This window comes from Kitasatospora sp. NPDC127060, assembly GCF_042724935.1.
Lineage (GTDB): Bacteria > Actinomycetota > Actinomycetes > Streptomycetales > Streptomycetaceae > Kitasatospora.
In genome coordinates this window covers 45,148-64,270 of the sequence record NZ_JBHXEG010000031.1, presented here as the reverse complement: position 1 = coordinate 64,270, position 19,123 = coordinate 45,148, and the positions used below count along the sequence as shown (strand labels likewise).

Here is a 19,123-nt window from a genome sequence, read left to right as displayed (position 1 = left end):
CCGTTTCCGAGGGTGGGTCAGCGCACGAGCCGCAGGTGGCGGCCGGGGGCCTCCGGCGGGACCACTTCGGGACCAGGGTCCTGGCGGGGCCCGCTAAGGTGCGCGCTCAGCGCCTCGCCGGCCAGCTCGATCGAGCGCCGGTCCGGGTGCAGGTACCTCTGCGTGGTCGTGAGCGATCCGTGCCCGGCGATCTTCCGCAGGACGTGCAGCGGCACCCCGGCGTCGGCCATCCACGTCAGCCCCGTGTGCCGGAGGTCGTGGCGACGCAGGTGCTCGAAGCCGAGCGCCACCACCACCTCGTCCCAGTGCGTCGCGTCCCGCAGGACCGCGGTGGTGATCCGCCCGCCTCGCGGCCCGGTGAACAGCCGCGCCATCGGGTCCTGACTGATCACGTCCAGGCGCCAGGCCACCAGTTCCCGGATCTCCGGGATCAGCGGCACCGTTCGGCGCCGCTTGCCCTTGGTCCCCTTGTCCGTCAGGCCGCCGGGTGCGGTCGTGGTCTGCCGGCACAGGTCCCACGTCCACCGCTTGCGGTCGATGTCCTTGCGGCGCACGCCGGAGACCTCGCCGATCCGGGCCGCCGTGCACGCCGCGAAGCGCACCACGTCGCCCCAGCCGCCGAACTCCCCGTGTGAGCGCAGGACCAGGCCGGTGGCGAGCTTGTCGAGCGTCTCCCAGTCCGGCAGCGCCAGGGCGCGAGGGTCGTCGAGTTCGTCCTCGGCGCGCTGGTACTCCCGCTGCCAGCCGCTGACCTTGGCCGGGTTGGCGTCGATGACACCGTCCCGGACGGCCTGCTCCATGACCCGGACCAGCATGGCGAGCGTGTTCTTTACGGTGGACCGGCCGTGCTCGTCGGCGATCCACCCGTACACGGCGCGGTCGATCACGCCGTTCGTGACGGTGCGAAGGGGCAGGTGGCCGATCGTCGGGACGATCCGCAGTCGCCAGCCGGCGCGGTACGGGTCGAGCGTTTTGGACTCCAGCCCGCGCAGCGCCAGTTCCATCACCGACTCCCCGTACTCGGCGAGCGGCATGGTCGCGGTCGCAGGGGTCACGCCGCGGCTGGCCAGCCGCTCCATCCCGGCGATCCAGGCCTCGGCCTCCTCGATCGTCTCGGACATCTCGGAGCGCGACCGCCGCCCGCCCGACACGGGGTCGAACCACCGGACCCGACCCCTGTAGGGCTTCGGGTACTCGGGGCGGTGCTCGATGTCGGTCGACAACTTCACGCCGATCGGCGGGTTCTGCTGAGGCATCAGGCGGCTTCTCCGGGGACGATGCGACGCGACTCCAGCCAGGCCTGGACGTCGGGGACGCTGTAGACGGTGATGCGGGAGGTCAGACGGACGAACGGCGGACCCTGCATGGGCTTCGAGGTACGCCACCTCCTGAGGCTCGACGGGTCGACCCCAATGAGCGCGGCAACCTCTTCGGTGGAGTACCAGCCGCTCTCCAGCAGGCGCGCTGGGTGCTGACGGCTGGCCCGGTCGACCGAGGCGATCAGCGCTGCTACTTGCTCGATGGTCAGTTGCGGGTCAGTCAAGGCGGCTACTCCTTCGTGGAGCGAGGGCAGGGCGTCCCCGCAGTTCTTGTCGCTGAGGTTGGTGGAGATTGCTGTGCTTGCGGCCAGGAAGGGCCTGAGCGCGGGTTCGACCTCTTCCCCCTGAGGAATCCGCTACTGCCGCTACTGCCGCTACCTCCCTGGTCAGGGGCATGTTTTTGGTAGCGGATTGGGTAGCGGTAGCGGATTGGTGCCGCTCCCGCCGGGGGTGGGCGGGAGCGGCGGGTGGCCTACGGCGCGGTGGCGGCCTGCGGGGCGGGTAGCGGATCGGTATCCGCTACCTCGGGCATATCCGCTACCGGAAACAGGGGCCTGACCTGCGCAGTAGCGGCAGTAGCGGCAGTAGCGGATCCCTCAGGGGGAAGCCGACGGGGCGGGCAGTACCGCAGCCACGCGTCGGCGAGGTCTGCGGCGTAGTAGCCCTTGGCGCTGCTCTTGGAGCCGGTCTTGATGTTGCGGGGCTTGATGGGCTCGTTGTCGGCCTTGACGTAGTCGCCGAGCATCTTGGCGAGGGCCCGGGAGGTGATGGGCTTGCCGTCGAGGTCGGCCCACGGGGCGTCGTCGAGGTCGGCGAGCTTGCTCAGCAGGTCGGCGCTGAGCATGCGCTCGGCGTCGCCGAAGATGTCCCGCAGGTCGGCCAGGAGGCGGATGCCGACGCTGCCCTTGTCGTTGGCCTTGGCGGCGGTGACGAGTTGGATGCAGGCGGCGCGGGCACGCTTGGGCCAGTGGCCGCCGGCGGCGTCGGCGACGGCGAGCAGGGGTTCCCACACGTCGGCGGGCCGGTCGCTGATGCCCTCGGGCAGTTCGGGCCAGGCGCCTTCGAGCTGCTGTCGGACGGTGCCGGCCCAGGTGGCGAGGCGTTCGCGCAGGGCGTGGCCCTCGGCTTTGTGGATGCGCTCGCGGTAGGGCTCGACCTTCTCGTTGGGGGCCCGGCGGCGCATCCGGATGATGACGGAGCGGCTCATGATGGTGTCGGGCAGGTCGCCGAGTCCGCCCATGGCGAGGGCGGCGTAGACGGGGAAGGGCTGCACGGTCTGGGTGTTGCCGTCGCCGACGCAGCGCAGGACGACGCCCGAGCGGCGGTGGCCGGAGTTGATGAGACCGCGCAGGTCCTCGTTGCCGGCGGCCTTCGGGCCGAAGGTGGTGTCGATCTCGTCGAACAGCACGGTGGGCCGGGCGTCGGGGTCGCAGACAGACCGGAACAGCGCGGCCGGGCTGACGTCGGTGGTGAGCATCGGCCGCGGGGTGAGCGTCTCGATGATCTCCAGCGCGCGGGTCTTCCCGGAACCGGGCTCCGGGGAGAGGAACGCGATGCGCGGGGTGGACTCGAAGGTGTCGAGCAGGTGGGTGTGGGCGTCCCACAGCACCACGGCGGTGTAGGCGGCTTCGCTGGGGAAGACGTTGAAGCGGCGGTGGAAGGCTTCAACGGCGTCCAGCACGGCGGCGCCGTCGTCGGTGTCGGTGGTGACGGGCGGGTTGGGATCGGTCATGCTGGCCTCTCCGGTTCTGTTCGGGCTGGATGAAGCGGCCGCCGGCTTTGGCGAGAGGGCGGCCGCTTCGGCGTGTTCGGGCGGGTCAGGTCAGCTGCCGTTGGCCTCGGCGAGCTGGATGCAGGCGGTGCGGGCGCGCTTTGGCCAGTGGCCGCCGGCGGCGTCGGCGACGGCGAGCAGGGGCTCCCAGACGTCGGCGGCCCGGTCGAAGATGCCGTTGGGCAGGTCGGGCACAGCGCGGCTGACGTCGTCGCGCACGGTGTCGGCCCAGGTGGCGAGGCGCTCACGCAGGGCGTGGCCCTGGGCCTGGTGGATCCGCTCGCGGTAGGGCTCGATTCGCTCGTCGCAGGTCCGGCGGCGCATCCGGATGACGACGGAGCGGCCCATGACGGTGTGGGGCAGGTCGCCGAGACCGGCGGCGGCGAGGGCGAAGTGGGTGGGGAAGGCCTGGACCGTCTGGGTCGTGCCGCCGCCGACGCAGCGCAGGACGTGGCCGCCGCGGCGGTGTCCGGCGTTGATGAGGCCTCGCAGGTCCTCGTTGCCGGCGGCCTTGGGGCCGAAGACGGTGTCGCTCTCGTCGAGCATCACGGTCGGGCGGGTCTTCTTGTCGTGGATCGTGCGGGCCAGCACGGAGGGGCTGACGCCCGTGGCGTCCATCGATCGCGGCACGAGGTCACCGATGACGGCGAGGGTGCGGGTCTTGCCGGAGCTAGGTTCCTGGGAGAGGAACGCGAGGCGCGGGGTGGTCTCGAAGCAGTCGAGCATGTGGGTGTGGGCGGCCCAGAGTACGACGGCGATCCGGGCGGCTTCGCCGGGGAAGACGGTGAAGCGGTTGTGGTGGGCTTCGACCTCGTTGAGCAGGGCGGCGCCGTCCTCGGTGGGGGCGGCGATGGGCGAAGTGTGCTCGGTCATGCTGGCCTCACAGGGGCTTGTGGTGTGGTCAGTTCATGCGGTGTGGGGGCTGGCGGCGGTGAAGCCGCGGGTGACGGCGCGGGTGGCGTAGTCGTGCGGGACGCCGACCGATACGGCGGCGTCGATGAGCCGTTGGGCGATGGTGTCGAGGCCGCAGGGGCCGGGGCAGTGGGTGTGCTGGGCGGCGAGGAAGCGGGCGACGCCGAAGGCCTGTGATCCGGCGCCGTTCTCCGGGCAGTCCGCGATTTTGGCGAGGCCGCGTTGCAGCCCGGTGTTGATGAAGCGCTCGGTGTGGCGGCACCCGTGCCCCACGGTGCGGGTCCATGTCGGCGGGGGTGAAGAGGCCACCCGCGCGCCGTTCGCCGGCGCCGGGGTGGTCTCTTCCTTGTCGACCAGGGCGCGGACGGCGTCGGGCAGTGGCGCCATGGTGCCGGTGCCGTAGCCGAGCCAACGGGCGTACGCCATGGTCGACTTGATGTCGACGCCGGGACGGACGGCATTGGTCGAGGCCATGGCACCGCGGTAGACCCAGTGTTCGCCCCGGGTGCTCGGCACGGTCAGGGTGGCGGGCAGGGCGGTGCGGGCCCAGGTGACGGCGTGGGCGTTGTCGAGGTCGACCACGGTCAGGCCAGCGCCGCCCGGGTGGTAGGCCACCGTTTCGGCCTCCCGCCACGCCCGCAGCCACGGCGGGCTGTTCAGGACGGCGGGATTGGTGGTGGCGGCGGCCCAAGCGTGGCAGGGCGCCGGGCAGGCGCACGGGCCGGGGACCTTCATGTTCGGCCGGCCGCCGCAGGCGAGGGCTTCACAGGCCGGGCAGTTGCCGACCGGGCGTTTCCCGGCCCGAAGGGGCAGGACCGGGAGGCCGAGCCGGGGCAGTTCGAGAGCGAGTTGCAGGATGGGATTCACGCCGGTCTCCAGAGGTCGGCGGGGGCAGCTCGGCAGCGTGCTGTTCGGTGCAGACCTTGTGTGCGGGCCTGCGCTGTTCGTCGCGCAGCGGGGTGGGACGACCGCACCAGCGGCAGGGCTTGGGGCCGGTGCGGTCGTAGTGGTGGGCGTCGCGCCAGTCCAGGACGGTCGCCACGACGCCGGGTCCTACGCGGCCGTTGTGGTGGTGCTCACCGGGCACCGCCAAGCAGGTCGGTGACGAGCGGGGCGAGCTGGGCGTTGGCGTGCTCGGCGAGGGCCCGGACCGCGGCCTTGGCCTCGCGGGTGAGTGCCGGGCCGGGCCGGGCCGTGCTGGGGGCGATGAGGATGCCGTCCGGGATCGGGATGAGCAGGGTGGCGGTGACCAGGACGGCGGGTCGGTCGGTGCGCTCCGGGTCGACTAGCACGGGCCACTGCTCACCGGGGCGCGACCACGGGGAGCGTTCCCAGTCCAGGGCCCGGCTGTCCGGTCGGTGTGCGAGCGCGCTGTGCCGCAGGCCGACCCGGGCGCAGAACTGGGCGCCGCCGTCGTGGTCGCGGTAGACCTCGATGCGGTCGAGGTCGGGGCGAACGGTCACGTAGCCGGGGGCCATGACCGGACTGGTGGCGGTGCGCCACGCGGCGGTGGCGAAGTCCACCGGGCGGAGCGGCCGGCCGTCCTCGTGGAAGTCGGCGGTGTGCTGGGCGATGTAGGCGCCGTAGCGGGAGTGGCCGTCGGAGGCCTGCTTCCGGTCGGCGGTGTCGTCGATGACGACGAGCGTGGAGTGGTCGAACTGGGGCATGCTGATGTCCTCTGGTCTCTGATCAGGGATGGATGGCCCCGCAGCAGCTGTTGTTCCGGCCAAGGTGGACGGCTGCTGCGGGTCTTCGCATTGCCAGGGGGTGAGCCAGGTCGTCCGGCGCGAACGGACTTGTCAGTACTGGTGGTTAGAGTCCCCGTATGGCGAACCATGACCTTGAGCTTGTTCCGGGGCTGATGACCACCCGCGCGGAGGTGGCCGCGGCGTTCGGCGGTGCGTTGTACGGCGGCATCGAGCCGGCCGTCGACTCCGACATGGTGCTCGTGTACTCCGACCCGAAGGTCGGTGAGCTGCACGGCTACACCTTCGATGGCCAGGCCGAGGACGACGACCGCGGGCCGCTGTACCTGTACACCGGTGAGGGGAAGACCGGCGACCAGGTCTTCACCGGCGGGAACAAGTCGCTGCGGGATCACGCCGAGGACGGCCGTACGGTGCAGCTGTTCGTGGCGGACGGGAACGTGATCGACCCGGTCACCGGCAAGAAGAAGAAGGGCAAGCGGCAGCGCTACATCGGGCAGATGCTGGTGGACCCCGATGAGCCCTTCGACCGGCGGCGCGCGCCGGGCAGGGACGGCGTGGAGCGGTGGGTAATCGTGTTCCACCTGCGGCCGGACCCGCAGGCCGCCTTCCCGCCGAAGTTCACGCCTGCGGATGCGATCCCCCCGGCGACCGCGCACACCGTCGTAGACCTCGACGTCGAGGCGGAGCCGGAGACGGACGCCGACAATGAAGCCGTGGTGCCGGCGGGTCCGTCGTCGTCGCAGGTCGAGACCGAGGAGCACGCCACCGACGAGACGGTAGCGAACATTCCCGGCGGCCAGCGGACTATCCAGCGGCGGGAGGGCCGGCTGACCAAGGCCTACAAGGCTCACCTGGTTGCGGCCGGCCACACGGTGAAGCGGTTCCAGATCGCGGTAGAAGGCGTGGCCACCACGCTGAAGACCGATTTGTACGACGTCACTGACAACGTGCTGTACGAGGCCAAGGGGACCGTGCGTCGCGACGATGTGCGCATGGCCATCGGGCAGCTCTTCGACTACCGGCGTCACATCGACGCTCCTGAAGGTCTGGGGCTGGCGGTCCTGCTCCCGGGTGACCCTGGTAAGGACCTGCGCGCTCTGCTTGATTCGCTCGGCATCGCCCTGGTGATCCGCACCGAAGGCGGTTTCGAAGGCTTCCCGCTCAACTGACAGGGAGGTGGGTAGGCCTCGCGGTAGCCGCCATCCAGTAGGCGGCCCCTTCCGGTCCCCCGCACCGTCCGGGCCCGGCCGCTGGCTGCGGCGGTGGTCCGGGCGGCACGGCCGGTCGGGCAGGGTGTCCGTGCGCGGTTAGAACGGCGGCTCCGTCGAGTAGGTCGCGGTCTGGGCGCGGTCGAGGTGGCGGGCGATCCAGTGCGGGACGGGCAGCAGGCGGCGGGTGCGGTCGGGGTCCCAGCAGGTGCAGTGGATGTACTCGGTGCCGGCGTACTCGCCGGTGTCGTAGTCGCCGTAGTCCTCGGCCCATCCGCCGGCGCCCTTGCAGCTGGGGCAGCGCGGGTCGGGGGTGTCGGCGAGGTGGAGTGCGGGTCGGGGCCAGGGGGCGTACTGCGGGCGCAGGCGGGCCATGACGGTTCCTCCGGTCAGCGGTTGCGGTTGGTGACGTTGACGCTCACGTTCACGGCGCCCGGCCCGCCCCGGCCACCGGAGCCGCTGCTGTTCTTGAGGAGGTAGAGGGTGCCGAGGGCGGCGACGAGCAGGGCGAGGCCGGTGGTGGCGGCGGCGAGGGCTTGAAGCAGGAAGCCGAGGCCGAGTCCCGCGCCGCCGATGCCGATGCCGCCGGCGAGCAGGCGGGCGGGCCACGGGTCACGGCCCGCGGCGTCGGCGTGCTGCTGTGCGGGCGGGGCGGGCAGGTAGACGGCGGCCGAGTTGAGCGGCTGCGCGGGCACCGGGACCGGCGTGTGGGCCTGGTAGAGCGCGGGCGGGTTGGTGAGCGGGGCGGGGGCGGCGTAGTAGGGGGTGCCGTCGGGGCCGTAGACGACCGCGGCGGCGGGCGCGGGCTGAAAGGGCGTGGTCACGGGGCTGGTCTCCTTCTTGGTCAGTGGAGGGATCCGGCGGCGGCGGCGATGGTGGCGATGAGGTGGTCGATGGCGGTGTGGAGGCCGGTGGAGGCGAGGGCGTAGCCGAAGAGGGCGGCGACCACGGCGGATCCGAGGCGCACGTAGTGGTGGCGCATGAGGAAGACGAGGGTGATGCCGCTGACGGCGGTGAGCGAGACGGAGAAGATCACGGGCGCACTCCAGGTCCGGGCGGGCGGTGCGGTGAGGTGACGGGGTGACTGGCCGGGTCAGCGCAGGTTGCTGAGGGCGTTGCGGATGCTTCCGAGCTTCACGGGGCGTCCGCCGTCGGCGTTGACGGCCTCCAGGACGGCGTGGGCGTCCATGTCGCCGTCGGAGGCCTCCAGGGCGGCCTGGACGCGGTCGGCGACGGTCAGCCGTGCGGCGTTCTGCGGGTGGCCGGGGCTTGCCGGTGTGCTGCTGCGGGACCGGCTGCCGCCTTCGTCGTCGCCGGTGTCGGGCGGGGGGAAGGCGGCGTTGTAGGCGGCGGCGCCGTCGAGTTTGTCGGCGTAGGCCTGGCCGGCGACGGGCCAGGACGTCTTTTCCAGGACGGCGTGCGGGTCGTCGCCGTACAGCGCGAGCATCTCGGGGTCCAGACCCTCGGTGGGGGTCTTGGAGCCGACGTTGAAGGCGCGCATCTTGGCGCCGGGGTAGGGGCCGGAGAGGTGGTAGCCAGTGCCTTGGGTGCCGGGGCGGTCGTCGTCGGCCGCGGCCTCGAACTGGGAGACCAGGCGGGTGGCGCCGGCCTTCTTCGGGATCGGGGCGAGCTTCTGCCCGGCGGGCATCAGGCCGTCCGCCACGAGCTGTTGCATCATGCTCGACGTCCAGCGCAGCAGCAGGACTTCGCCCTCTTTGAGCATGGCGCGCATGGTGTCGGACCCGCCGAGTTCGTCGAGGTGTCCGGCCTGCGCAAGCAGGGCGATGCCGACGCCGAGGGAGCGGCCGGTGCGGCCGATGTCCTTGATGTAGAAGGTGGCCAGGTCCCGGTAGGGGGCGCCCTTCTCCAGCAGGCGGTTGGCCTCGTCGACGACCATGTAGAGCAGCGGGTCGGGGCGGTCGCGCAGGAACTTGGAGCGGCCGGCCGCCGCGTACCGGGCGGCGCGTTCGCGCATGACGCACCAGGTGGTGTGCAGTTGGGCCATCACGCCCTCTTGCGAGTACACCGCCCAGTCGACGTTCCCGCGCGCTTCGGGGGCGGATTGGCCCTCTTTCAGGTCGCCGTAGAAGGTGGCGATCCCGGAGCGCTTCATCGCGGCCAGGATGATCTGGCCGAGCGTGGACTTCCCGGCGCCGGTGGTGCCGAACAGCAGCAGGCGCTGGGCCGATCCGGACTTGGGGTCGTAGAGCTGGATCCAGACCTTGCGGCCGTTGTGGTAGAGCCCGATCCAGATCCGGCCGCGCTCGTCCATGACCAGCGCCTCGGGTCCGGGGAGGCGGACGTCGGCGAGCGGGTCGGTGGGGTAGATGGTGACCAGGGCCTGGCTGCCCATGGCTTCGATGGCGAGGCGGGAGGGGTCGTCGATGCGCATGGCGTCGGCGAGGCGGACCGGGTCGTAGGTGATGATGTCGCCCGGCGGCGCTTCGAGGGTGAGTTCGTAGATCCGGTTCACGCGTCGATCTCCCGCCCGGTGTCGGTGTCGACGACGCGGATCGCGGTGATCGTGGTGCCGGGCATGCCCTTGGGGGCGATGTTCTGGGTCCAGTGCGCGTACAGGTCGGCGGCGTCCTGCGGGGCGCGGCCGACGGTGAGGCGGCGGACCCCGGCGCCGCGTCCGGGCATCTTCGTGACGCTGATCTCCTCCTCGTCCCAGTCGATCAGGGCGGACAGGCGGGTGGTGGAGATCGTGGGGACCGGGGTGCCGTGGTGGGCGGAGCGGATGACGGCCCTCATGGACTGCGGGCCGGTCTGCTCGATGTGCTCCAGGACGGTGCCGGGGGCGACGCCGCCGTCGACGGCCGCGTGCTCGGACCACCAGGCGGCGAGCGGGTGCCGGTCGGCGGCCGGTTCCAGGCCGGTCGGCGCGTCCTGCTGGGCCTGCTCGACGGCCTCGGGGGTGAGCGAGGGTTCGCGGCCGGCCAGGACGCGGGCCATGCGGGCGGGGCGGATGAGCCACACGGCGGCGGTCCAGGCGGCGTCGGCCGCCAGTTCCCACCAGTGCACGCCAGGCACCAGCCGCTCGACGACGAGCACCCCGGCCAAGGTGACGGCCGGAGTGAGGTAGAGGGCGGTGGCGGTGTCCCGGACAGGGTCCTTGGGGAGGGTGGCGGACCAGGCGAGGCCGTAGAGGATCGCGGTTCCGGCGCCGCCGATTGTGGCCGGGTAGAAGTCGGCGGTGAATGCGCCGGCCGCCAGGCCCGCGGTGCCGGTGAGGGTGGCGGCGCGGCCGAGGTGGTTGCGGGCGGTGGCGACACGCCCGCGGATCGGGCCGAGGGACATCATCAGCGTGCTCTCCTTCGCGTTGCGTGGCGGGGCGAAGGGGCGGCGGCACCGCGTCAACGGGGCTGCGCCGCCGCCCCGTTCGGGTCAGCGGTTGCTGTAGAAGGTCCGGTCGGCCATCTCGACGGGCATGGCGTTCGCGGCCTCGGCGACCGACCCGTAGTCGGCCTCGTGCTCGGCGGCGGTGGCGTGGAACGCGGTGGACAGGTCGGCGAGGTCGGCGGCCATGGCCTCGGCCTCTTCCAGGACCGAGCGCATGACGGCCGCGGCGTCGTGGTGCTCGCCGACGGTGTCGCGGTCGACGGCTAGCGCGGCGGCCTGGTCGGCGAGGCGGTCCACCGACGCGGCGCACTTCTCGACGTACTTGTAGGCGCTGGTGACCACGTCGGCCACCAGGGCCAACTTCACGCCGGTCGCGGTGAGCTGGGCGATGACGATGCCGTAGCGCACGGCCTCGGTGAGACCGCGGCCGGCGGTGGCGAGGACCGCCCCGGCACTGCCCGGGGCGCCGTCCGGGGTGGACGGCGCGGTGGACGTGGTGAGCGGCTGACTGCCGGTGACCTGCTCGCTGGTGGTGTCGGACACGGACGTCCTCCCTACTCGTTGTGGTAGTCGCGCTCGGCGGGTGCGGTGTGGCCGGCGTCGCGCACGGCGTCCGCCAGGGGCTTGTGGCGGGCGGCGGCGTTGTCGCCAGCGGCCGTGATGGCCTCGGCGGCGGCCGGGATCTTCTCGGCGACCGCCTCAGCGCGGGCCTTGACCTGCGCGGTCTTCTCGATCAGCTTGGCGACGGCGGTCGCCAGGATGCCGGGCACCTTCAACGCGAGCACCTTGGTGTGCAGCGTCTCCAGCTGCTCGGCGAGTTCCTCGCAGTCGGCGGCGGCCTGCTTGGCCTCGGCGGCGCCCTGGGTGATCTCCTCGCCCATGTCGGCGTCCGCCTCGATGACGTCGTAGATCGTCAGCTCGGCGTCGGCGTACTGCGTGCCGTGCATGGTGCGCGGCGGGGGAATGGTCACTGGCTGTCCTCCAACGGGCTTTGACGGTGGGGGAGACGGGGGTTTGATGGTGCCGGGCCGGGTGTGGGACGAGCGGTGGGGTGCGCGGGGCAGGGCTGCCTGGCCCCGGCCGAGGGCGGCGGGTGGGCGGGGCTTGCGGGGGCCGCCGTCGGCGCGCTCGACTGTGATCGTCTCGCCCTCGGTCCAGGCCCAGCCCGGCGGCGGGGCGAACCCGCCGTCCGGTCCGGCGGACGCCCCGTGACCGGCGGGCGGGGTGGCCTCTTCAGCCCGCGGCTTCCGGGACCGACGGAACCGCCACCGGGCCCGTTGCGCGTGCTGCCGCCAGCGGTCATCCCTGCGGCTTCGGTGTTCGCGGCTGGAGCGGCCCTGCCCGGGGCGGCTTCGCCAGGGCCTGGCCCCGGTCGCGCCGCCCGGCGTCACGAGGCGCCGCTTCCGGCGCGGACGCTTCGGCGGCTTCACCCGGGCGCCCCGGGCACGGCCGCCGTCCGGCTTCGGGCCGGTCGTGGCGTCGGGCGGGACGGCGATGTCGGTGCCGGGCTGCCCGGTCGGCGCGGCCTGCTCCTTCGGGTCGGCGGCGTTGTCCGTGGTGCCGGGTTTGGGCTTGCGGCCGTTGAGGATCCGGTCGGCGGCCCTGGCCCGGAGCGCCGAGCGGATCGTCGTCGGCGTCGAGCCGGAAGCGGACTTGTGCGCCCCCGTCGGCTTCCATGACCCGCTGGTGATCCGGTCGGCGACCCGGCGGCCGGCGGCCCCCCGGATCGTGTCCGGCCCGGCCGGCGACCGCTGCGGCTTGGCCGGGGCGTCCTTGGGGCCATGGGTGATGCGGTCGGCCATCCGACGACGGGCCGCGCCCCGGATCGTGTCCGGCCCGGCGGTCTGCCGCAACGGACGCCCCGCCGACCGGTCCCGGTTTCGGTCCGAGGAGGGGGAAGAGGCCACCCCGCCGCCGCCCGAATTCCCGCCACCGGAAAGGCGATTCGGCCGCCCAGTCGACCCGGAGGCCTCCAGGGCCCTCCTGCGGGCCTCCCGCACCCGATCCAGCCCCGGACTGCCACCTCCACCTGACGCACCGTCAGAGCGGCCATGGCGGGCCTTCTCGGGTGCCTTGGTGCCCGGCGTGCCGCCCGGGGTGGTGGGGCTCTGGCGGAACGTCGCGGGGACGTGCGGGCCGGTGCGGGGCGGATTCTGCGCCTGATGGCGCGCGCTCCGCCCGAATTCCGGACCGGACTGCACCCTGCCCCGGGGTGCAGCTCCGGGAATGGGCGTTCGGGAATCCACAGTCTGTGGATTCCCGAACGCGGCGGAGGGTTTTTGCTGCCGCTCCGCTGCTTTCTGGTGTTCGGCGCGGGCTTTCATGTAGGCGACGAAATGGGCGGCGCCCCGCAGCGCGGCCACGGTGATCCCTGCCATCATGACCGCCGACATGGCGGCGACATTCGCCAGGCCGCCGCTTTCGGCGGGCGGTGCGGCCGGTGCGGCGTATTCGCTTTCGCGGGAAAGCTCGGGGTTTTCGGGGATCGACAGGGACGCGGGCGGTGCCAGGTCGGTGGCGAGCGGGGCCAGCGCCGGGGCGTCGCCGGGCGGCTGGTCCTCGGCCACGACCCCGGGCACCGTCAGCCGGGGGAACCCGAGCACGGTCCCCCCGTCGTTGTCGGCCATCGGGCCTCCAATCGGGATGTCACGCTCCGTCACGCATCCGGGGGCCCTTCACGCGTACGCGTGCACGCGTACGTGGGACCCCCGGATTCACGGAGCGGCGTGATGATGATGAGCGCGAAGCGTCACCGGGAGGAGCGCGCGTCAGGACGCGGCGTGCTGCTGGGTCCAGGCGCTGAGCATCCGCACCAGGTCGGCCCAGGACTCCTCGTCGGCGCCGGCCAGCGTGCGGGCCAGGTCCCACAGCTCCCGCGCCCGCTCCGCGTTCGTCGCCGTCGCCGCCAGGCGCTTCTGCCAGTAGGCGACCTGACCGGGGGAAAGCGGCATCAGGCACTCTCCTTGAGGAAGTCGAGGAACGCCGGAGACTGCTTCTCACCGGAATTCCCGTCCGCCTTCTCAGAAAGCGCGGAGGAAATTCCGTGAAGGGTCGCGGCGGTGTTCACCGCGTCCGTGCTCCGGGCCGTCTGGAGAGCGGCCTTGCGGTCCTTCTCCAGGGACTTCTCGGCGGCGCGGGCCGCGCGCTTCTTCGGCAGCTCGACGAACCGGCGGTTGTATTCCGCGTCGAGCTTTCCGGCGGCGTTCACCGCTTCCCGCAGGTGCCGTTCCAGATTGGCGAGCGGCCGGGTGGCGAAGTAGGCGCGCATGCGCGGCTGGAACAGCCGGTCGCCGTCGATGCGGACCGACTCCAGGTCGGCGCGGTACTCGCGCAGCAGGGCCTGGACCTCGTCGGCCATCTGCCGCAGCCGCTCGCGCTGCTGGGCGGCGTAGATGGCGGTGCCGCCCGGGGCGGTGAGGTGGTCCGACGTCCACCTGTCCGTGCTGGTCATGGTGTTCCTCCTGTTCCGGGTGGTGGTGGGTCAGTCGGTGTAGCCGAGTTCGGCGGGGTCGGCGCCGTCGAGGATCGCGGCGGCGTCGGCGAGCATGGCGCGGGCCTGGACACGCAGGATGAGGGCGGCAGCCGCCGCCTGCTGGCGGGGCAGTTCGCCGTTGCGCGCGTCACCGGCGAAGGCGTCGCCGGAGCGGGCGGCGGCCAGATTGTCGACGGCGCCCCGGTCGAGGGCGGCGGCGAGGGCGTTGGCTTCGGTGCGGTTCATGCAGAACTCCTTGCTCAGCGGTCGACGACGGGCTTGGCCAGGTCGCGGTGGCCCAGGTGGACGGTGATGCCGGTCTTGCCGAGGCGCTTGGCCAGCGCCATGGCCACGGTCGGGGCGCGGTGCCGGCCGCCCGCGCAGCCGACGACGATGTTCAGCGGAGCCTCGGCCGGGCCGGCGTCGAACGCCTCGGCCAGCAGCGCGGTCGCCCCGATCAGCTCCTGGATCCCGGGGGTCTCCAGCACCGCCCGGCGCACCGGCAGGTCCTCGGCGGTCATGTGGCGCAGGTCCGGGGAGACGTGCGGGTCGCGGAAGTGGCGCCGCAGGTCGAGCACGAGGTTGGCGAAGACCGGAGGGGCGCCGTGGAGGTAGCCGAAGCTGACCAGGCGAATGTCGGTCACGGACATGACTGGCCCTTTCGTCAGCGGGTCTGCTGGATGAGGGAGCCGATCAGCTCAGGGCGGTTGGTGGCGCCGAGCGAGCGGCCGGCGGAGGTGAACAGGTGCCACCAGTGGGCGGTGCCGTCGTCGTTGCTGGTGTGGGCGCACGTGAAGCCGTGGAGCGGGAAGACGTCCACGACGCGGGTCTGCTCGAACTCCGGCTGCGGGGCCGGGACGCGGTCGGTGCTCATCGGATCTCCCAGGGGTCAGGCGGCGATCGAGTCGGGGGCGGCGCAGGTCAGGCAGGTGCCGAGGTACGCGGGCAGGACGTAGCCGGCATCCGCGTGGCAGAGCGGGCAGGTGCGGCGCGCGGCGTTGGCCTTTTCGAGGGCGACGGCCCTCGCGGGGGTCATCGGCCTGACCGGCTTGGCCAGCGCGAGGCGGTAGAGGTAGGCGGGGCGGGTGCCGCCGAAGCGGGAGCGCCACATGACCTGTCCGGCGACGGGCTGGCCGCCGGGCCGCAGGCCCTTGGCGCGGAGTTGGCGGCGGGTGAAGAGGCCACCCGGCGCCATGCGCCACGGGTAGGTGGGCATGCCGCCGTGGTGGCGGCCCTCCGGGTCCCAGCGCCGGGGCCGGCTCATGCGGCCACCCGCTCAGCGTCGGCGGCGTGCTGCTCGTTGAGCCGCTTGTAGAGGCTGTTGACGTAGGCCGGGGAGCGGGTGGAGCGGCGGGCGGCCTCGCGCTGCGAGAGGCGCTCGCGCCAGCGCTCTTCGATCACGCGGGCGGCCTCGCTCTCGTCCAGCCGGGGCGGTTCCTGCGGGTCGGTGTTCACCCGGTCGGCGCTGGCGTTCACCTCGTGCCGGGTGGTGAACGGCTCGGGCTGCGGGGTGTTCACCGGGTCCGGCTGGTCGGTGTGCACCGGGCCGTCGGCCGGGTCGTCGTCGGCCGCCGGGGTCGGTTCGGCGGGCTCGGCCGGGGCGGGGTGAACGGGTGCGGGCGCCGGGTGAACGGGCTCGGTGTTCACCGCGTTCACCGGCCCCGCCGGGAGCGCCTCCCGGGCTGTCGGCACGGGCCCGGTCGGCAGGGCCGCGACGGGCGGCGGGGCGGGGGTGAACGGGCCCTGCGGGAGGGTGAACAGCGGCACGTTCACCACCTGCCGTGCGGCCTGCGGGACCGTTGCCGGGCGGGTGCGGAGCGGCGGGTGCGGCCGCTTCGCGAGGCGGGCCAGGGCCCGGCGGTAGGCCGGTCCGGCCTCCGCAACCAGCAGCAAAAGCAACGGCGGGATCAGGTGGACCACCACCCCGACCAGGTCTTTTGCCAGGGCGGCGGCCCCGATGTTGAGCCACACCGTGGCCAGGCCGGTGACCCAGCGGAAGGCCGCCGGCCAGCGCCCGCCGCTCACGCCGTAGCGGGCGAGGGTGCTGTCCGACTGAAGGCTGAGGATGAAGCAGCCGTCGGTGGCCATGGCCATCACCGGGCCGGTGCCGAACCCCGGTGAATGGGCGTCGATGAACGGTGCGGCGGTGGACATGCTCACCGGGACCACCGCCCCCGTCAGCACCCACGTCCCGAGGGAGATGACGGCCGACGTGCGGCGGATCTGGGCCGGGGTGGGCACCTCGGTGAACAGCCCGTGTTCAGCCGGGCCGGAGCGGTGAGCGCTCACCCGGCACCCCCGGCGTTCACCCGGGCCCGCAGGCGGTTCATGCGGCGGCCGAGCCGGCGCCGCTCGTCGGCGTTCAGGCCGCCGAAGATGCCGTGCGGCTCGTTTCGCTCCAGCGCCTGGGCCAGGCACATCAGCCGGACCGGGCACCCGGCGCAGATCATCCGCGCCCGCCGCTCGGCCCACTCCGCGGCATCGGTCCCGATCTCGTCGGGGTCCGGGAAGAACAGTTCGGTGTCGGCGCCGGCGCACTCGGCGCCAGGCAGGCCACCGTCCGGCGCCGGGGCGAACTCGGCGAGCACCGCGGCGGCCGGGCGGGCGGCCCGGTGCGGGGCGCGGGTGCCGGCGAGGTGGAGCGTTCGGCGGGCGGTCATGCGGCGGCCCTCCAGGTCTGCACCCGGCGGCGCTCGGCCGTGCGCATCAGCGCGGAGGCGAAGCGGGCGGCCGGCGGGTCCAGGTCCCGCAGGATGTCCCGCGCGGCGTCGAGCCGGACCCGCCGCTCCTCGGCGGTCTCGTCCTCGCTGCCGGTGAACAGCTCGGCGTCGATACCGAAGCCGAAGGCGAGTTCCGCGAACTCGTCCGGCGTTGCGGCGTCCTGGCCTGCGACAATCAGTTTCATGGGTCGGTGTCCTTCACTCGGACGGCCCTGAGCGGCTCCGGTGTTGCAGCACCGGAGCCGCAGCCGTAATGGCGGATCGGACGATCGACGAGCGTCCGCGCGGACCCGACGTACCTCCGCCGAGGCGGCGGGACGCCGGGAACCGTGATCGCTGGTCGATGCCTCACCGGCAGATGGCCCGGCGAGGCGACCTATGTCTCTTGCGGTCGATCGGGTTCATCGGGCACCTCCTTCGGTCGAGCGGACAGGGAAACTCACTGCAAGGGGGGCCACGCCCCCACTCTCCGGCCGTTGCTCGCGGTCACCGGGCCACCTCGCCAGTCGGGGCCGAAGCCCCTGTCCCCTGGCCTTTGCGGAGATTGCAGCGTCCTCCGCCTCAGCTCACAGACGCCCCTTCAGAGCGGTTAATGCACCGCCCCCAAGACACGTTTGCGCAGTTCAGAGCAGCCCAAAGGAGGGCTGTTAGTTCGCCAGCCTCGCCATGCGAGACATGTTGAACATGTCTCTTACGATGCCGAGAAGCCGACGCTTCGTCAAGTCCGCCGTTTGGTTTGGCCGGTGAGTCCCGGCCGCGCATCTATAGATTCGGCTCTCCGGCCCTGCCGGAACACGGCGCATCTGGACGGCTACGGTCCGACTTCGGTACGGTCGAAGTCGTCCCGGATCGTCCAAGCGCCGCACCATCGTCCAGGGGAGGGCGAGATGGCCAACGAGAGGCTGCGAGGGGCAATCCTCGCCAGCAATTTGACGATTGAGCAGATCGCAGAACGGCTCGGCGTGAGCCCGCGAACCGTCGAGCGATGGGTGGAGGCCAAGGACGAGCGCCGGCCGTATCGGCGTTTCCAGTACGCGCTCGCCAACCTGTTGCAGCGGGACCTGTCGGAACTCTGGTCGGACGAGCAGACCAGCAGCGTGACGGCGGAAGCCGGCCGGGCCGAGCTGGTGAAGCTGTACCCACACCGCGCGGTCGTGCCGAAGGAGCTGTGGACGTCCCTCTATGCGAAGTCCACGCGGCACTTCGACCTGGTGGTGTATGCCGGCTTCTGGCTCTCGGAGGACCCGCTCTTCTTTCGCCTCGTCCGAGAGAAGGCGCAGGCCGGCGTACCGGTACGGCTCATGCTGGGTGACCCCGACTGCGGGGGTGTGGCTCAGCGGGGCGAGGATGAGGGGATCGGCCCGGCGATGGCGGGCAAGATTCGCAACGCTCTCGCCAACTACGCGCCGCTGTTCGGCGTCTCCGGAGTCGAGTTTCGGCTCCACTCGACGACGCTCTACAACTCGCTCTATCGAGCCGATGACGACCTGCTCGTCAACGGACACGTCTACGGTGTTGGCGCCTACCTGGCACCGGTGATGCACCTTTCCCAGGTGCCCGGCGGAGAGCTGTTCAGCACGTACGCGGCGAGCATCGACCGGATCTGGGAAAGCTCCCGCGCCATCACCTCGCCACATCTTGAAAGTGAGGCCGTATGAGCCGCGTCGACTACTTCCACGATCCGGCCGCCCCGCTGGCGAACTCCGTTGTGCCCTCCGTTACTGCAGTCGTGACCGACGTCGAAGGGCGGTTGCTGCTGATCCACAAGACGGACAACAACCTGTGGGCCCTCCCCGGAGGCGGGCACGACATCGGGGAGTCCGTGGCGGACACTGTGATCCGCGAGGTCCGGGAGGAAACGGGGATCGACGTCGAGGTGGCTGCGGTCGTCGGGCTCTACACGGACCCCGGCCACGTCATGGCCTACGACGACGGGGAGGTCCGGCAGCAGTTCTCCATCTGCTTCCGGGCGCGTCCTGTCGGTGGCGACCTGCGGACGAGTTCGGAGTCGAAGGAGGTCCGCTGGGTGAACCCAGCGGACCTCGACGACCTGGACATTCACCCGTCCATGCGGCTGCGGATCAAGCACGGCTTGGCATCGGACCATGCCGAGCCCTACATCGGCTAGGCCGACGTGCCGATCTGGAGCAGCCGACCTTCGATGCGTCGCGCGGCCGCATCGATCTCCGGCTCGGCACGGCGGATGAACCGGCCGACGACGCTGTCCGGGCCGTAGCGGCCCACGATCTCGCCGATCCGGTCGGGCGTCGTTGTCGGCGTGCCATCCGGAGTGGTGGTCATGTCGCAGTAGATCAGCGCGTCCACCAAGTGGGGTTCCTCCAGCGGGAACTCCGCCTCCAACTCTCGGCGAAGACCCCGTTCCTCGGCTTCGAGCAGGGCACAGGAGTGGTGGGCGACCAGTCGTACGACGCGCTCGTCCACGTTCTCCGCGCGGAGGAACCGCGCGCCGTCGAGCGGGTGGAAGCCAGTGTCGACGATCCGCGGCGAGTATCCGACGTCGTGCAGGACCGCTGCGGACTCCAGCAGCTCAGCATCCGGGCCGAGGATGCCGGCCAGGGTACGCGCCTTGCTGGCCACCCCCTTGGAGTGGTTCCATCGGCGCGGCAGGTCGGTGGACAGAAGGGATTCGGCAAGCTCGTAGGCCCACAC

At 72.2% G+C, this 19,123-nt stretch carries 26 protein-coding genes; 3 read left to right on the top strand and 23 right to left on the bottom strand.

Annotated features, from left to right (window positions below):
• Positions 1 to 17: 17 nt before the first annotated feature.
• The 6 genes from xerC to ACFWIS_RS19080 form a co-directional block, all read right to left on the bottom strand.
• Positions 18 to 1,256: a tyrosine recombinase XerC gene (gene xerC, locus ACFWIS_RS19105; protein ID WP_380454891.1), complete on the bottom strand. Its 1,239-nt coding sequence runs from the start codon at positions 1,254 to 1,256 to the stop codon at positions 18 to 20.
• The gene (locus tag ACFWIS_RS19100) at positions 1,256 to 1,543 is read right to left on the bottom strand and encodes a helix-turn-helix transcriptional regulator (protein WP_380454893.1); all 288 of its coding nucleotides are present in this window, start codon (positions 1,541 to 1,543) and stop codon (positions 1,256 to 1,258) included. Before ACFWIS_RS19100 ends, xerC begins: the two co-directional genes overlap by 1 nt.
• 248 nt (positions 1,544 to 1,791) lie before the next feature.
• Positions 1,792 to 3,051, bottom strand: coding sequence for a DUF3631 domain-containing protein (locus ACFWIS_RS19095; RefSeq protein ID WP_380454895.1), 1,260 nt, complete (start codon positions 3,049 to 3,051; stop codon positions 1,792 to 1,794).
• A gap of 90 nt (positions 3,052 to 3,141) precedes the next feature.
• Positions 3,142 to 3,963, bottom strand: a complete 822-nt coding sequence (locus ACFWIS_RS19090; protein WP_380454897.1) for a DUF3631 domain-containing protein — start codon at positions 3,961 to 3,963, stop codon at positions 3,142 to 3,144.
• A 33-nt stretch (positions 3,964 to 3,996) separates the two neighbouring features.
• Complete coding sequence (locus tag ACFWIS_RS19085; protein ID WP_380454898.1) at positions 3,997 to 4,869, bottom strand: DNA primase; 873 nt, start codon at positions 4,867 to 4,869, stop codon at positions 3,997 to 3,999.
• Between the two features lie 209 nt (positions 4,870 to 5,078).
• Positions 5,079 to 5,669 (bottom strand): hypothetical protein, encoded by a 591-nt coding sequence (locus ACFWIS_RS19080; RefSeq protein WP_380454900.1) that lies wholly within the window; start codon positions 5,667 to 5,669, stop codon positions 5,079 to 5,081.
• Between the two features lie 158 nt (positions 5,670 to 5,827).
• Between ACFWIS_RS19080 and ACFWIS_RS19075 the strand changes: the two genes are divergently transcribed.
• Positions 5,828 to 6,880: a hypothetical protein gene (locus tag ACFWIS_RS19075; RefSeq protein WP_380454902.1), complete on the top strand. Its 1,053-nt coding sequence runs from the start codon at positions 5,828 to 5,830 to the stop codon at positions 6,878 to 6,880.
• Between the two features lie 138 nt (positions 6,881 to 7,018).
• Here ACFWIS_RS19075 and ACFWIS_RS19070 read toward each other — a convergent pair whose 3' ends face one another.
• The 16 genes from ACFWIS_RS19070 to ACFWIS_RS18995 form a co-directional block, all read right to left on the bottom strand.
• Positions 7,019 to 7,294 carry a hypothetical protein gene (locus ACFWIS_RS19070; RefSeq protein WP_380454904.1) on the bottom strand — a complete coding sequence of 92 codons (276 nt, stop codon included), beginning with the start codon at positions 7,292 to 7,294 and terminating at the stop codon, positions 7,019 to 7,021.
• 14 nt (positions 7,295 to 7,308) lie between these two features.
• On the bottom strand, positions 7,309 to 7,743 hold the full coding sequence (locus tag ACFWIS_RS19065) for a hypothetical protein (RefSeq protein ID WP_380454906.1): 435 nt from the start codon (positions 7,741 to 7,743) through the stop codon (positions 7,309 to 7,311).
• Positions 7,744 to 7,763: 20 nt separating this feature from the next.
• Positions 7,764 to 7,955, bottom strand: a complete 192-nt coding sequence (locus ACFWIS_RS19060) for a hypothetical protein (protein ID WP_380454908.1) — start codon at positions 7,953 to 7,955, stop codon at positions 7,764 to 7,766.
• 57 nt (positions 7,956 to 8,012) lie between these two features.
• A complete protein-coding gene (locus ACFWIS_RS19055) occupies positions 8,013 to 9,392 on the bottom strand; it encodes a transfer protein (RefSeq protein WP_380454910.1) in 1,380 nt (459 codons plus the stop codon).
• Positions 9,389 to 10,222 carry a hypothetical protein gene (locus tag ACFWIS_RS19050; RefSeq protein WP_380454912.1) on the bottom strand — a complete coding sequence of 278 codons (834 nt, stop codon included), beginning with the start codon at positions 10,220 to 10,222 and terminating at the stop codon, positions 9,389 to 9,391. Before ACFWIS_RS19050 ends, ACFWIS_RS19055 begins: the two co-directional genes overlap by 4 nt.
• A gap of 84 nt (positions 10,223 to 10,306) precedes the next feature.
• Positions 10,307 to 10,804 carry a hypothetical protein gene (locus ACFWIS_RS19045; RefSeq protein WP_380454914.1) on the bottom strand — a complete coding sequence of 166 codons (498 nt, stop codon included), beginning with the start codon at positions 10,802 to 10,804 and terminating at the stop codon, positions 10,307 to 10,309.
• A gap of 11 nt (positions 10,805 to 10,815) precedes the next feature.
• A complete protein-coding gene (locus ACFWIS_RS19040; RefSeq protein WP_380454915.1) occupies positions 10,816 to 12,063 on the bottom strand; it encodes a hypothetical protein in 1,248 nt (415 codons plus the stop codon).
• Positions 12,064 to 13,029: 966 nt separating this feature from the next.
• Positions 13,030 to 13,212: a hypothetical protein gene (locus tag ACFWIS_RS19035; RefSeq protein ID WP_380454917.1), complete on the bottom strand. Its 183-nt coding sequence runs from the start codon at positions 13,210 to 13,212 to the stop codon at positions 13,030 to 13,032.
• Positions 13,212 to 13,712, bottom strand: coding sequence for a hypothetical protein (locus tag ACFWIS_RS19030; RefSeq protein WP_380454919.1), 501 nt, complete (start codon positions 13,710 to 13,712; stop codon positions 13,212 to 13,214). The genes ACFWIS_RS19035 and ACFWIS_RS19030 overlap by 1 nt, the downstream gene beginning before the upstream one ends.
• Positions 13,713 to 13,742: 30 nt before the next feature.
• Positions 13,743 to 13,979 carry a hypothetical protein gene (locus ACFWIS_RS19025; RefSeq protein ID WP_380454921.1) on the bottom strand — a complete coding sequence of 79 codons (237 nt, stop codon included), beginning with the start codon at positions 13,977 to 13,979 and terminating at the stop codon, positions 13,743 to 13,745.
• A gap of 14 nt (positions 13,980 to 13,993) precedes the next feature.
• Positions 13,994 to 14,383 carry an ATPase gene (locus ACFWIS_RS19020; RefSeq protein WP_380523915.1) on the bottom strand — a complete coding sequence of 130 codons (390 nt, stop codon included), beginning with the start codon at positions 14,381 to 14,383 and terminating at the stop codon, positions 13,994 to 13,996.
• Between the two features lie 14 nt (positions 14,384 to 14,397).
• Positions 14,398 to 14,607 (bottom strand): hypothetical protein, encoded by a 210-nt coding sequence (locus ACFWIS_RS19015; protein ID WP_380454925.1) that lies wholly within the window; start codon positions 14,605 to 14,607, stop codon positions 14,398 to 14,400.
• Between the two features lie 15 nt (positions 14,608 to 14,622).
• Entirely contained in the window at positions 14,623 to 14,997 is a 375-nt protein-coding gene (locus ACFWIS_RS19010) for an RRQRL motif-containing zinc-binding protein (RefSeq protein WP_380454927.1), read from the bottom strand.
• Positions 14,994 to 16,022 carry a hypothetical protein gene (locus ACFWIS_RS19005; RefSeq protein ID WP_380454929.1) on the bottom strand — a complete coding sequence of 343 codons (1,029 nt, stop codon included), beginning with the start codon at positions 16,020 to 16,022 and terminating at the stop codon, positions 14,994 to 14,996. Before ACFWIS_RS19005 ends, ACFWIS_RS19010 begins: the two co-directional genes overlap by 4 nt.
• Complete coding sequence (locus tag ACFWIS_RS19000) at positions 16,019 to 16,393, bottom strand: WhiB family transcriptional regulator (protein WP_380454931.1); 375 nt, start codon at positions 16,391 to 16,393, stop codon at positions 16,019 to 16,021. The genes ACFWIS_RS19005 and ACFWIS_RS19000 overlap by 4 nt, the downstream gene beginning before the upstream one ends.
• Complete coding sequence (locus tag ACFWIS_RS18995) at positions 16,390 to 16,638, bottom strand: hypothetical protein (protein ID WP_380454933.1); 249 nt, start codon at positions 16,636 to 16,638, stop codon at positions 16,390 to 16,392. The genes ACFWIS_RS19000 and ACFWIS_RS18995 overlap by 4 nt, the downstream gene beginning before the upstream one ends.
• Positions 16,639 to 17,340: 702 nt before the next feature.
• Here ACFWIS_RS18995 and ACFWIS_RS18990 point away from each other — a divergent pair.
• Together ACFWIS_RS18990 and ACFWIS_RS18985 are read left to right on the top strand one after the other, a co-directional pair.
• Positions 17,341 to 18,111, top strand: a complete 771-nt coding sequence (locus ACFWIS_RS18990; protein ID WP_380454935.1) for a helix-turn-helix domain-containing protein — start codon at positions 17,341 to 17,343, stop codon at positions 18,109 to 18,111.
• Positions 18,108 to 18,581: an NUDIX domain-containing protein gene (locus ACFWIS_RS18985; RefSeq protein WP_380454937.1), complete on the top strand. Its 474-nt coding sequence runs from the start codon at positions 18,108 to 18,110 to the stop codon at positions 18,579 to 18,581. The genes ACFWIS_RS18990 and ACFWIS_RS18985 overlap by 4 nt, the downstream gene beginning before the upstream one ends.
• Here ACFWIS_RS18985 and ACFWIS_RS18980 read toward each other — a convergent pair.
• Positions 18,578 to 19,123: an HD domain-containing protein gene (locus ACFWIS_RS18980; protein ID WP_380454939.1), complete on the bottom strand. Its 546-nt coding sequence runs from the start codon at positions 19,121 to 19,123 to the stop codon at positions 18,578 to 18,580. The two genes, ACFWIS_RS18985 and ACFWIS_RS18980, sit on opposite strands and share 4 nt — an antisense overlap.

Coding starts and splice junctions, on each gene's coding strand:
- ACFWIS_RS19090 (WP_380454897.1), bottom strand. CDS start 3,963: ATGACCGAGCACACTTCGCCCATCGCCGCCCCCACCGAGGACGGCGCC.
- ACFWIS_RS19000 (WP_380454931.1), bottom strand. CDS start 16,393: ATGACCGCCCGCCGAACGCTCCACCTCGCCGGCACCCGCGCCCCGCAC.
- ACFWIS_RS18985 (WP_380454937.1), top strand. CDS start 18,108: ATGAGCCGCGTCGACTACTTCCACGATCCGGCCGCCCCGCTGGCGAAC.
- ACFWIS_RS19035 (WP_380454917.1), bottom strand. CDS start 13,212: ATGCCGCTTTCCCCCGGTCAGGTCGCCTACTGGCAGAAGCGCCTGGCG.
- ACFWIS_RS19040 (WP_380454915.1), bottom strand. CDS start 12,063: ATGGCCGACCGCATCACCCATGGCCCCAAGGACGCCCCGGCCAAGCCG.
- ACFWIS_RS18990 (WP_380454935.1), top strand. CDS start 17,341: ATGGCCAACGAGAGGCTGCGAGGGGCAATCCTCGCCAGCAATTTGACG.
- ACFWIS_RS18995 (WP_380454933.1), bottom strand. CDS start 16,638: ATGAAACTGATTGTCGCAGGCCAGGACGCCGCAACGCCGGACGAGTTC.
- ACFWIS_RS19075 (WP_380454902.1), top strand. CDS start 5,828: ATGGCGAACCATGACCTTGAGCTTGTTCCGGGGCTGATGACCACCCGC.
- xerC (WP_380454891.1), bottom strand. CDS start 1,256: ATGCCTCAGCAGAACCCGCCGATCGGCGTGAAGTTGTCGACCGACATC.
- ACFWIS_RS19030 (WP_380454919.1), bottom strand. CDS start 13,712: ATGACCAGCACGGACAGGTGGACGTCGGACCACCTCACCGCCCCGGGC.
- ACFWIS_RS19095 (WP_380454895.1), bottom strand. CDS start 3,051: ATGACCGATCCCAACCCGCCCGTCACCACCGACACCGACGACGGCGCC.
- ACFWIS_RS19010 (WP_380454927.1), bottom strand. CDS start 14,997: ATGAGCCGGCCCCGGCGCTGGGACCCGGAGGGCCGCCACCACGGCGGC.
- ACFWIS_RS19080 (WP_380454900.1), bottom strand. CDS start 5,669: ATGCCCCAGTTCGACCACTCCACGCTCGTCGTCATCGACGACACCGCC.
- ACFWIS_RS19020 (WP_380523915.1), bottom strand. CDS start 14,383: ATGTCCGTGACCGACATTCGCCTGGTCAGCTTCGGCTACCTCCACGGC.
- ACFWIS_RS19025 (WP_380454921.1), bottom strand. CDS start 13,979: ATGAACCGCACCGAAGCCAACGCCCTCGCCGCCGCCCTCGACCGGGGC.
- ACFWIS_RS19015 (WP_380454925.1), bottom strand. CDS start 14,607: ATGAGCACCGACCGCGTCCCGGCCCCGCAGCCGGAGTTCGAGCAGACC.
- ACFWIS_RS19070 (WP_380454904.1), bottom strand. CDS start 7,294: ATGGCCCGCCTGCGCCCGCAGTACGCCCCCTGGCCCCGACCCGCACTC.
- ACFWIS_RS19050 (WP_380454912.1), bottom strand. CDS start 10,222: ATGATGTCCCTCGGCCCGATCCGCGGGCGTGTCGCCACCGCCCGCAAC.